Raw genomic sequence first — 11,396 nt, 5'->3', positions numbered from 1 at the left:
CCCTCATAAAGAGCGCAGGTCACACGTAATGATAATCGATCGCCCAGCGAGCCAACTCAGTGCGATTGTGGCAACCCGTTTTCCCTAGCATATTGCTGACGTGGCTTTCCACTGTGCGCTGACTCACGTGTAGCTCTGCAGCAATTTCACGATTCGACATTCCCCGGGCGACATATTGGAGAATTCGCGTTTCTGTGGGGGTGAGTTCGACACCAGGGGGGGGTGGCCCAGGGGGGGCTTGTCGTCCTTGAGCCTCCCACAGGCGAGCCGTTTGTTTGAGGAGGGCTTGGATTTGGGCTAGGAGTTCATCCGGTTCAAAGGGCTTGACCAGGTAAACATCACCGCCGGTTTGCAACCCCTTAATGCGATCGTGGGTTTGCCCCTTAGCGGAGAGAAAGAGCACTGGCAACCAACTGAGGTGTGCCTGTTGTCGCACCGCACTGACAAAGCTATAGCCATCCATCTGCGGCATCATCACATCACAAATAATTAAATCTGGAGTGTGTTGCCGAAGAATTGCCAGCCCTTCATTGCCATGGGCTGCGGTGAGCACGCGATATCCCTGCATCTCAAGGTAATCCTTGACCAAGAGCACCAGGTTGGGATCGTCATCTACCAAGAGAATGGTGGCTTTTTGTCCAGAGGATGCCTCAAAGGTCATAGATTATAAGGTCATACATTTAGGACAGTCAACGGTGCTGGGGCCGAGTTTTACTGAGAATGAGCGTGCTCCTTTAGAATAGCTTATTCCTCTTGGGAGGAGGCATTGGCAAGTTCTGGGGGTATTTCCTTTAGGGCCGTCATAATTTGAGCACGTCCTGCTGCCTTGGCGGCATAGAGGGCATCATCCGCCGTCTTCACCAGTTGCACTAAGCTCTTTCCATGGGTGGGAAATTGACTAATACCGGCACTAAAACTCACCTTAAAGCTGTCATGGTTGGGGGCGTGGAAGGTGTGATTCCGCAATCGCTGTAAACAGATAGCAAGGCGGTGCTTGGCCACCTCAAGGGAAATGCCATACAACGCAATTAAAAATTCCTCGCCGCCCCAGCGAGCGACAACATCCTCCATGCGCAGGGACTGGCGCAACATCCGAGCGGTAGTCACCAATACCTGATCGCCGACATCGTGACCGTAGGTATCATTGATGCGTTTGAAATAATCTAAATCTAAAACGGCAATGCAAAGGGTTTGCTGTTGGCGGCTGGCAAGGGTTAAAAAGCGTTCAATGTCTTCTGTGGCTTTACGCCGATTGCTGAGTCCTGTGAGGGGATCGACCTCTGCTAAGCGTTTCAGAAGGCGGGTACGCTCTAGGCGGTTGATGATCCGCGTTATCAGCTCAGGACCAGCAATGGGTTTACTGACAAAATCATCAGCACCGGCGGCAAAGAGTTGGTTCACCAGCGCCGGGTCAGTGGTTGCCGTAAGAAAGAGGATAGGGAGCTGATTCCAACGGGGATCATTGCGCACAACTTGGCAGAGTTCTAGGCCGTTGATGCCCGGCATTTGGACATCGAGAATCACCAATTCGGGGGTGGTGGTCTCTAGCACATCCCAAAATTGATCGGGATCTTGAAGTGAGGTGACGCTCATTCCCCAAGGTTCCAAGAGGCGTTTCAGGATGGCCAGGGTGACGGCATCATCGTCCACAGCCAGAATGCTGGCGGAGGTCATCTCTTGGGGCTGGAGTAACTGTTCGAGGGTTTGCAACAGCCGCTCGACATCAACGGGCTTACTCAGGGTCATCCGCGAGCCAAGGCGAATAGCCGCCAAGCGATCGCGCCACGTGTCACGGGCAGTAAACACGAGTGCGGGGATGGGCGGACGATGTTGGCGCAATTGCTGCAAAAACTCGCGGGTGGTCACTTTATCGGGCATTACTTCCGGATTGAGAATGACAGCATTGGGCCAGCACTCCTGCAGAAAGGTATTGACGACGGGCCAGCTATCTATGGCCACATAGCGAAAACCACTATCGGCAGAATGCTCCTCAAGGGAACGGATTAAGTCGGTGTCGTTGTCAATGTGAAGGACAAGGGGCAGGCCGGAATCGCGGTTCTGCTCAGGCTTAGAGGTGGCGATTGCACTGAGGAGTTGCTGGACGATCTCAAGGAGTGCTGCTGGGGAGCAGGGATAGCGACAATAAATGACTTGGGTATCTGGCTGGGTTGGCCAATCTTGGCCCGTGAGGATCAAAATAGGTTCCTGAAATCCGCGATCGCGCACTTTCTGGCAAAAGACCTCAACTGTTGTGCCCAAATGGGACTCATCCACAATCAAGAGGTGGTAGCGACGACTGGCTAGTAAGCTCCAGAGGTCCTCGGATCGGGCAACCACATCCACCCGATGATCGGCAGTGGTTAGGATCGAGACCAATGTGGCCGCCGTTGCCACATTTTCGTGATAAAGCAAAATGGCCATACCTAACCGCCAAGTACCTGTCGCTACTACTCTACTGCCTTACCTGCCTATTGCTCAACCTTCTGAAAGGAGAATGCCCCTAGCCATTAGTTACATATCTTTATATTTGCATTCTTGTTAGATGCTACTAATTCTCAATAAACCTGCTATAGTAGACCTGGGTTTGTTGAGATTAATGCTCAATAAATCCCAATATTGACGTCCAATCTATTTATCAACAAAGGAGGACAGGATGGCGATCGCCAGTGAATCTCCAACCCCTGTGATGGCTGCCGGCTTACAAACCTACGGTCAAGCCAACGTCAAGTATGATTGGTGGGCCGGTAATGCCCGATTTGTAAACCTCTCAGGGTTATTCATTGCCGCCCATGTGGCACAGGCAGCTCTGACCGTATTCTGGGCCGGCGCCTTTACGCTTTACGAAATTTCCCAATACAACCCCAATCTGCCTATGGGAGAACAGGGCCTGATTTTGCTGCCCCATCTAGCAACCTTGGGGTTTGGCATCGGCGAGGAGGGTAAAGTGGTGGATTTGTACCCCTACTTTGTGATTGGGGCAGTGCATCTGATTTCCTCTGCTGTCCTAGGGGCCGGTGCGCTCTTTCATACCTTTCGTGCCCCCCATGATCTCAGTACAGCCACTGGTCGGGCCCGTCGCTTCCACTTCCGCTGGGATGATCCAAAACAACTGGGCATTATTTTAGGACATCATCTGCTCTTTTTGGGGTTCGGTGCCCTGCTGTTGGTTCTCAAAGCAACCATCTGGGGTGGGTTGTACGATGCCAATTTGCAAACGGTACGCCTTGTAGCGCAGCCCACGTTGGATCCCTTTGTTATCTATGGCTACCAAACCCACTTTGCCAGCATTAATAGTTTGGAAGACCTAGTGGGAGGGCATATCTACATTGCCATTTTGCTAATTGCAGGTGGCATTTGGCACATTCTTGTACCGCCGTTGGCTTGGGCACGGAAGGTGCTGATGTTTAATGCTGAAGCAATTCTCTCCTATTCACTTGGGGGAATTGCCTTGGCGGGGTTTGTGGCCGCCTACTTCTGTGCAGTGAATACACTCGCCTATCCGGTCGCGTTTTATGGACCACCCCTAGAAGTCAAGCTGGGAATTGCGCCCTACTTCGCAGACACCATTGAATTGCCCCTTGGCCAACATACTCCCCGTGCGTGGCTAGCCAATGCCCACTTCTTCCTTGCTTTTTTCTTCCTACAGGGTCACCTTTGGCACGCCCTGCGAGCCATGGGATTTAATTTCAAGGAGTTGGAAACTTTTCTCAGTCCAGCTATTGAAAATTAATTTCAATAAATTCCTGTTAGCTACCCTCCTACCCTCGATCGTCCTGATCGAGGTTTTTTGGCGTCACTTAGGGAAGACTGTCATTCCCTTGGGAGCGTTGGACACCCCTGAGCTGTCGTCCCATCTGCGGCAAGAAGAAAAGCAAAAAGGCAATTTGAGCCGTAAAGACCCAGCCATAGTACCGCAGCACTGGATGTAAATCCCACTGGGCCATAAATCCTAGACTGGCCACTGTCCACAGGAGAATGATTATTGGCAGCAGCCGTTGGCGTTTTGGGCGAGCCATGACTAGGAGCCTGCTGGAGTGTCGTTTTGCATGGCCTGCATGCGAGCCTTGGCCTTAGCCGCGCTCTTCTTCAGGGCCTGCAGACGCAGCTCATAGCGTTTGCGTTGGCGGCGATTGGGGGCCTGCTCGATCAAAAGCTTGAGGGCACTGCCAAGACTTTTGTAGGCATTGGGCAATTCATAGCCGAAGCGGGTGGCGAGGGCGATCGCTCGCTCATCAGCGGCAATAGCTTCCTTGAGAACCTTTTCGCCATTATTGCGCTGGTAAAGCCGCCAGCCCGAAAAGCCACACAGCCCAAGGGCAAGGAGCAGCAGCAAGCCATCCTGTACCCAAAGTTCTCCCACGGCACCCCCCAGGCCAATCGCCAGTGCCGCCATTTCCCAGCCATCGCGAGGAATCGTGTCATTTTGAATGCGGGCAACCTCGTGCCAAAAGAGGAGGTTGCGCTGATCCTTGGCCAATTGATCCCAACGTGCTAAATCAATTTGAATTTCCACCTCATCCTTGCCAATTTCCTCGCAGGTAATGAGGGGAGGATTCACCCCACTTGCTGGTTCGATCATCACCCAGCTTTGCAGCTCTGGCGGCAAGAGAGACTTGAGACGACGCAATTCTGCTAAATCAGAACGGGCAACTGAGGATGCAGCCGAGGTCATAGCACAACACAATCCTAGGGTATTTCTTACCTATCTTAACAGTTGTGTGCTGACCGATCGGGATGACAGGATTTGAACCTGCGACCCCTTCGTCCCGAACGAAGTGCGCTACCAAGCTGCGCTACATCCCGACAACTTATCTAAGATAGCATTTGCTGGCTTTTTCCTCAATTGAGCAGGGGAGATTGTGCAGCAAGGAAATTTAGGCCAACTTTAGTCCATTATTCGAGTCAGGGCAGCTAAAACTCGCTCTAGGAAAAGCTTTGAGAAATTTGCTCTATTGCGGCACCCACAATCGGTCAACCGAGATCAGTCAAGCACGTCAGATGCGCTGCTTTAGACTCTCTTACGATCGCCGGCTCCTGCCTCTACAGCGGAGCTCAAGGCAGTACAGCTTCAGCAGGATAACCGACCGCGAAGGCAGAAGAGCATCCCCCCTCTCAAGGGGGCTCAGAGTTTGAGATCACCTTAGATCGAGGGTTTGCCTTGATTCGTTTGGGTCCCTACCCCTAAGACAGCTCTAGTCCGCCAGCCAGGCCCTCCTGTTCCGATTCCTTTGGCCCCTTCCCGAAGAGTATCTCTTATGAGATTTTTAATTTCATTAAAAGACTTGTTATAAGTTTAATTATCTTATTTGAGATATTAAATTCTTACCAACGCGGGCGTTGGTTCTCTGGAGGAACAACAGTGTTTTGCCTGAATCAAACTGAATGGTTGGGTTGGCGCAGTAGAGTCTTTTGCTGATGGAGCTGATGGATCGGGTCACTGACCACTGTGTCCAAATCAAAGCAGCCACGACAATGAAGTCAGCACCCTCCCCCTAGAAAACAGGTGTCACTTGAGAAAGTGTCATGTGCCGCTCTACAGGTTCCCAGACCCTCAGAGTATTGTTGAGTTAGTGAGGAGTGATTCGCAAACAAAAGTCCTAGGGTCGAAACACGGCAAGACTCCTAGGGCTTTTTATTTTGGGCTAAAGCCGTTACCTTAAAAATATGCCTTTGCGAATTTCGGGCCAGCGATCGCTCAAAACCCTTCCCGGTCACAGTACCCGTCCCACAAGTGCCAAAGTTCGCCAAGCGATTTTCAATATCTGGCAGGGTCGCCTCCAAGGATGTGGCTGGCTAGATTTGTGTGCTGGTACCGGTGCAATGGGGGCGGAAGCCCTACTGCGCGGTGCCCAGTGGGTGGTTGGTATTGAACAGTCTCCCCAAGCCTGCCAAGTCATCCGTGAAAACTGGTCAGCCCTTGCCCAACCCCATCAGCACACCCTGGTTTTGCGGGGGGATGTGCGCCAGAAGCTGCCTCAAGTCCCTATTCTCCAGTTTGAGTTTATTTACTTTGACCCCCCCTACAATAGTGATTTATATCTACCCGTTCTCCAGTTGCTTTGGCAGGAGGAGCGTCTCAGTCCTAAGGGGGAAATTGCCGTTGAGTGTCGCACAAAAAATCCACCAGATTTAGAGGCGATTCTGGCGATCGGCTGGCAGCAGCAACGCATTAAAACCTATGGCAGCACAATGGTCATTTTCTTGAGCCGTTAGAACGATGAGCGGCTTTTAGCCCCCACCACTAGTCCCTGAAAAAGCTCTATCAGTTGCAGGAAAGTGCGGATCGCGGTAGAGTGACGATGGAGTTTTGCACAACAGGATTGTCATTACTACAGTTCGGGGCAACTACATCATCAACTTGTTACACCATTCACCCTATCCCCCCAAAACTCCTACTGTTGGGCTGATTCAATGATGGTATGCAAACCCGTTCCCTTGGTCGCACAGAGATTCAAATCACACCCCTGATTCTTGGCACGTGGCAAGCGGGCAAACGTTGGTGGGTTGGCATTGAAGATGAAGAGTCCATTCGCACCATTCGTGCTGCTGTCGAAGCAGGGATGACCACCATTGATACGGCTGAAGTCTATGGGGAGGGTCATTCAGAGCGGATTGTGGCTGCAGCCGTGGGAGACTTGCGCGATCGCTGTGTCTATGCGACGAAAGTCTTCGCCAACCACTTGCGCTACAAAGACGTGATTGCCGCCTGCGAGCGATCGCTCCGTAACCTCAACACCGACTACATTGATCTCTACCAAATCCACTGGCCCGCCGGTTCCTTTGGCTCAGAAATCGTGCCCATTGAGGAAACCATGCAGGCGATGGTGGAGTTGCAAGCTGCCGGCAAAATTCGTGCTATTGGTGTCTCCAACTTCTCCCGTGCCCAACTGGCTGAGGCAATGCAGTATGGGCGCATTGAGAGCGTCCAGCCCCCTTATTCCCTCTTTTGGCGCTGGGCAGAAGCAGAATTAATTCCTTTTTGTATTGAGCATGAGATGACGGTTTTGGCCTACTCGCCCCTTGCCCAAGGGCTGCTGACGGGGCGCTTTGGTCCGGGTCACCAGTTTGAACCCGAAGATAACCGCTCTAAAAACCAACTCTTTCAAGGGGAAACCTATGCCCGTGCCCTTGAAGCGATTGAGTTGATGAAACCCATTGCCACCAGTTTAGGCACAACGGTAGGGAACTTGGCATTGGCTTGGCTCCTGCATCAGCCCCAAACCTGTGCCATTGTCGGTGCCCGCCATCCAGAACAAGTCCTGGAAAATATCAAAGCGGCGGATCTGCAGTTGGATAGGTCCATCTTGGCCATGCTGGATGAAATTAGCCAGCCAGTCATTGCCACCTTGGACCCAAAGAATCCAGTAATGTGGAAGTGGTAGTTCAGATTCAGCGCTGTGTTTATGGAACTCCTTGGTTTTGCCATTATTGTCCTCTACCTCCTTATTGCACTGCGCTTTTGGCAGGGTTTTCATCGCACCTACTACACCCAATCCCGCTTTGTCCTCAGTGTGCTCTGGTTGCCGCTGCTGTTGAATAAGTCCTACCGTCAGAACTTTCGCCGTGCCCTCCTAGGATAGGTGTGGCTTTCTCCCTGTGGTTAATTGGCGGTACTCAAGAGAGCCGCTGGATTACTGAGTGCATCGTTGGCTATGGCATCCGCTGCTGGGTAACCGTGACTACCCCTGAGGCCTGCCATCTCTATGCCCCCCATCCCCTCCTACACTGCCATGTTGAGCGCTTTACCCCCCAGGGCGCCCGTGAGTTTATCCGGCAGTGCTCTATTCAAGCAGTTGTAGATGCCTCCCACCCCTTTGCGGTGGAAATTTCTACCCTGGCTGTGGCCATAAGCCAAGAGCTGAGGTTACCCTACCTGCGCTTTGAACGCCCAGAGTCTGCCCACACAACTGGTCTGGTTACGGATTTGCCATCCCTGCTGTGCAGCAATCTCTTGGTGGGTGAGCGGGTATTGCTGACCCTAGGGGTCAAGCATTTAGCGGCCTTTGCGCCCCTTCAGGGGCAGGCGACCCTCTTTGCGCGGATTCTGCCCACGGTGACAGCCTTAGAAACTGCCTTGGCGGTGGGGTTCGATCGCCAGCGGTTAGTTGCCATTTTCCCCCCTGTGTCGCGGGAGCTAGAGCGTGCCCTCTGGCAACAGTGGCAAATTACAACGGTGGTCACCAAGGCCTCGGGTACCGCGAGTGAGCAGATCAAGCAAACCCTTGCCCAGGAACTGCAGGTGAAGCTGATTACACTGCAACGTCCGCCCATGGTTTATCCCCGGCAAACGAGCGATCGCGCTGGCATCGAGGCCTTTTTGCAAGAACTTTTGCAAGAACTGTCTCGTTCCTAGACAAAGCGATCAGTCACCGCCCCCAGGCTACTCGAAGACACTAGTTTGGCATATTTGGCCAACACACCACGGGTATAGCGAGGGGCAGGGGGCTGCCATTTAGCCCGCCGCGCCGCCAGTTCTTCCTCACTGACATTGAGTTGTAGGAGCCGCCGATGGGCATCAATGGTAATCGAGTCTCCCTCCTCCACAAGGGCGATCGTCCCACCAACTGCCGCTTCCGGCGCCACATGACCGACGACCATGCCATAGGTGCCTCCCGAAAAGCGACCATCGGTAATGAGGCCAACACTATCCCCTAAACCCGCGCCAATAATGGCAGAGGTGGGAGCCAGCATTTCCCGCATCCCCGGACCACCGACGGGGCCTTCATAGCGAATGACAATGACATCGCCGGGGTTGATCTTGCCCGCCAGAATGGCGTCAAGGCAGGCTTCCTCGGAGTCAAAGACGCGGGCAGGCCCGGTAATTTGGGGATTTTTCACCCCGGAGATTTTGGCCACAGCACCCTCGCTGGCTAAATTGCCCTTGAGAATGGCCAGGTGACCCGTGGCATACAAAGGTTGATCAAAAGGACGAATCACATCTTGGTTGGGGTCGGGGGTATCGGGCACATCCCGCAGCCGCTCGGCAATGGTTTCTCCAGTAATCGTTAGGCAATCCCCGTGGAGCAATCCGGCATTGAAGAGCATTTTCATGACTTGGGGAATGCCCCCTGCCCGATGTAGATCCGCAGTGACGTATTTACCCGAGGGCTTGAGGTCGCAAAGGACGGGCACCCGCTGGCGAATGGTTTCAAAATCATCAATGGTCAAGGGGACCTCGGCACTGTGGGCGATCGCCAGAAAATGCAGCACTGCATTTGTGGATCCCCCCACAGCCATAATCACACTGATGGCATTTTCAATGGATTTGCGGGTAATAATGTCACGGGGGCGGATATTTTTGCGGATTGCCTCCACTAGCACCTTGCCCGCCAACTCAGTACTGTCAGCTTTTTCGGCATCCTCCGCCGTCATCGTTGAGGAATACATTAAACTCATGCCCATTGCCTCAAAAGCCGAGGACATTGTATTTGCTGTGAACATTCCGCCACAGGAACCTGCCCCCGGACAGGCATGGTGTTCAATGGCATGGAGCGTTGCTTCATCCATTTTGCCGGCACTAAACTGACCCACGGCTTCAAAGGCGCTGACAACCGTAAGGTCTTGACCCTGCCAATGACCGGGCTTAATCGTACCCCCATAGACAAAAATGGCCGGAATGTTCATCCGTGCCATGGCAATCATCGCGCCGGGCATATTCTTGTCACAGCCACCGATCGCCAGCACCCCATCCATACTTTGGGCATTACAGACAGTCTCAATCGAATCAGCAATCACATCCCGCGAGACCAAGGAGTATTTCATCCCTTCAGTGCCCATGGAAATACCATCGCTGACCGTAATTGTGCCAAACAACTGCGGCATCCCTCCCGCGGCACGAATTCCTGCTTCGGCGCGACTGGCAAGGGCAGCAATCCCCATATTGCAGGGAGTAATTGTGCTGTGGGCACTGGCCACCCCAACTATGGGCTTGTTAAAATCCTCGTCGCCAAAACCCACAGCTCGCAGCATGGCTCGGTTGGGGGTGCGTTGAATGCCTTCTGTAATGATGCGACTGCGCCAATTTTCTGCCATAGTGTTCTCGCGATCGGCCTAAACGTCAATAAAGCATTTTTCTATTTTCTCTCACCTGTGGGCGATCGCTCTATGGGCCAAGCCAAATAAAACACTAAAGCAGCAAACAAACCGAGACCGGAAAGATACTTCACACTGTTGGGAATCAGCGGATTGGGCGACCAAAAGCCCTCAATCATAGCCGCAATCACCAGCAGTGGCACAATTCCAAACATGAGTTGCGCCGCCAAGGCACCATTGCGTTTCAAGGCCCTAAGGCGAGGGTAGCGCCCTGGCAAGAGAATTGCCTGCCCCAGCAACAGACCGGCCGCCCCCGCCAAAAAAATCGCGGGCAACTCTAAGGCACCATGGGGACTGACAAACGCCCAAAAGGGATACGCTAGGTTGTTTTGCGCCACAAGGGCAGCGATCCCCCCAATGTGCAGACCGTTGTTCCAAAGGATGTAGAGGGTTCCCAGGCCGCCCAGGATGCCTCCCGCGACCATTGCCAAAGCCACACTCAGGTTATTCGTCAGAATGGCACTGGAGGCCAAGGGCTCAATCCCCACAATTGATCCCATCCACAGCTTGCCCTCCTTTTCCACGACGGAGAGGATGTCTGGGGGCACCAGCAGTTCCAAAAACTGGCGATCGCGCCACCCATACCACCAAGCGATCGCGGCGGCCACCAGAAACACCCCCAAGGCCAAGGCCGTATAGACCCATGTTTGCTGCACAACCGCCGGGAAGCCCCGCTGCAAAAAACACCACACCTTGCGCCCATCGTGGGAGTGCTGACCCTGATAGATCTGACTGTAGCTTCGCAAGGTGAGACCCTGCAAATAGTTGACAATGCCACTGCCTAGGCGGCGAGTTTTTGCCCGCGCCAAATCAGCACTGACAAGGCGGTACAACTGACTGAGGCGGCGAATTTCCGCTGCTGACCAGCCCTGAATTCCCTCAATTTCGGCACGGTTGAGCAGTTGTTCTAGCTCTAGCCACTGGGGCTCCTGCCGGATTAGCCAGCGTTCAACATTCATCGGGATCGGATGCCTCTTGAACTAGCCCCAAAAAGGACTCTAGACGCCTACGGGGAATGTAGGGCCAGCCGCCATTGGTTTCAATATCCCGCAGCAGTTTATAGAGGGCTTGGCGATTGGTGGGCAACGCTGCCTGAAACTGATTGTCACAAATTTCACGGTGCAATTGCTCTAAAAGTCGCAGCAGTGCCAACAGATCATGGACATTTCCATTGGCTTGGGCCGCTGCCATACGGATACGTTCAGCCAGGGCATTGAGGTCGGTGGTGGTCAACGGAGAGGGCGAGGAAATCATTTTTTCTATAGAGGTTTTTGAACTAAGAATAACGATGTTTTAGCACAGTT

The 11,396-nt window shown here is 53.2% G+C and carries 12 protein-coding genes and 1 tRNA gene; 5 read left to right on the top strand and 8 right to left on the bottom strand.

Going from position 1 to position 11,396, the window contains the following annotated elements:
- Positions 1-19 precede the first annotated feature (19 nt).
- Both NK55_RS01945 and NK55_RS01940 read right to left on the bottom strand, forming a co-directional pair.
- Positions 20-661, bottom strand: a complete 642-nt coding sequence (locus tag NK55_RS01945) for a response regulator transcription factor (protein WP_024124160.1) — start codon at positions 659-661, stop codon at positions 20-22.
- A gap of 83 nt (positions 662-744) precedes the next feature.
- Positions 745-2,421, bottom strand: a complete 1,677-nt coding sequence (locus tag NK55_RS01940; RefSeq protein ID WP_024124159.1) for a diguanylate cyclase — start codon at positions 2,419-2,421, stop codon at positions 745-747.
- A gap of 232 nt (positions 2,422-2,653) precedes the next feature.
- Here NK55_RS01940 and NK55_RS01935 point away from each other — a divergent pair, with 232 nt between their 5' ends.
- Positions 2,654-3,730, top strand: coding sequence for a chlorophyll a/b binding light-harvesting protein (locus NK55_RS01935; protein WP_024124158.1), 1,077 nt, complete (start codon positions 2,654-2,656; stop codon positions 3,728-3,730).
- A gap of 67 nt (positions 3,731-3,797) precedes the next feature.
- On the opposite strand, the gene NK55_RS01930 is transcribed toward NK55_RS01935, so the two are convergent.
- From NK55_RS01930 to NK55_RS01920, 3 genes are all read right to left on the bottom strand, one after another.
- A complete protein-coding gene (locus tag NK55_RS01930) occupies positions 3,798-4,016 on the bottom strand; it encodes a hypothetical protein (RefSeq protein WP_024124157.1) in 219 nt (72 codons plus the stop codon).
- A gap of 2 nt (positions 4,017-4,018) precedes the next feature.
- The gene (locus NK55_RS01925; RefSeq protein ID WP_024124156.1) at positions 4,019-4,672 is read right to left on the bottom strand and encodes a DUF3318 domain-containing protein; all 654 of its coding nucleotides are present in this window, start codon (positions 4,670-4,672) and stop codon (positions 4,019-4,021) included.
- Between the two features lie 57 nt (positions 4,673-4,729).
- Positions 4,730-4,803 (bottom strand) — tRNA-Pro (locus NK55_RS01920).
- 861 nt (positions 4,804-5,664) lie between these two features.
- On the opposite strand from NK55_RS01920, the gene rsmD reads away from it, so the two are divergent.
- The 4 genes from rsmD to NK55_RS01900 all read left to right on the top strand — a co-directional run bounded on the left by rsmD (position 5,665) and on the right by NK55_RS01900 (position 8,353).
- On the top strand, positions 5,665-6,213 hold the full coding sequence (gene rsmD / locus NK55_RS01915; RefSeq protein ID WP_024124155.1) for a 16S rRNA (guanine(966)-N(2))-methyltransferase RsmD: 549 nt from the start codon (positions 5,665-5,667) through the stop codon (positions 6,211-6,213).
- Positions 6,214-6,419: 206 nt separating this feature from the next.
- Positions 6,420-7,382 carry an aldo/keto reductase gene (locus NK55_RS01910; protein WP_024124154.1) on the top strand — a complete coding sequence of 321 codons (963 nt, stop codon included), beginning with the start codon at positions 6,420-6,422 and terminating at the stop codon, positions 7,380-7,382.
- A gap of 21 nt (positions 7,383-7,403) precedes the next feature.
- Complete coding sequence (locus NK55_RS13650; RefSeq protein WP_024124153.1) at positions 7,404-7,580, top strand: hypothetical protein; 177 nt, start codon at positions 7,404-7,406, stop codon at positions 7,578-7,580.
- Between the two features lie 2 nt (positions 7,581-7,582).
- Positions 7,583-8,353 carry a cobalt-precorrin-6A reductase gene (locus tag NK55_RS01900; RefSeq protein ID WP_024124152.1) on the top strand — a complete coding sequence of 257 codons (771 nt, stop codon included), beginning with the start codon at positions 7,583-7,585 and terminating at the stop codon, positions 8,351-8,353.
- On the opposite strand, the gene ilvD is transcribed toward NK55_RS01900, so the two are convergent.
- Genes ilvD through NK55_RS01885 form a run of 3 tightly spaced genes read right to left on the bottom strand, consistent with a single transcriptional unit; the run spans position 8,350 to position 11,346 of the window.
- On the bottom strand, positions 8,350-10,032 hold the full coding sequence (gene ilvD / locus NK55_RS01895; protein ID WP_024124151.1) for a dihydroxy-acid dehydratase: 1,683 nt from the start codon (positions 10,030-10,032) through the stop codon (positions 8,350-8,352). The genes NK55_RS01900 and ilvD overlap by 4 nt on opposite strands.
- Before the next feature lie 41 nt (positions 10,033-10,073).
- Complete coding sequence (locus NK55_RS01890; RefSeq protein WP_024124150.1) at positions 10,074-11,051, bottom strand: stage II sporulation protein M; 978 nt, start codon at positions 11,049-11,051, stop codon at positions 10,074-10,076.
- Positions 11,041-11,346: a hypothetical protein gene (locus tag NK55_RS01885; RefSeq protein ID WP_041428947.1), complete on the bottom strand. Its 306-nt coding sequence runs from the start codon at positions 11,344-11,346 to the stop codon at positions 11,041-11,043. Before NK55_RS01885 ends, NK55_RS01890 begins: the two co-directional genes overlap by 11 nt.
- Between the last annotated feature and the right edge of the window lie 50 nt (positions 11,347-11,396).

This window comes from Thermosynechococcus sp. NK55a, from assembly GCF_000505665.1.
GTDB lineage: Bacteria > Cyanobacteriota > Cyanobacteriia > Thermosynechococcales > Thermosynechococcaceae > Thermosynechococcus.
This window is presented reverse-complemented; position numbering and strand designations above follow the sequence as displayed.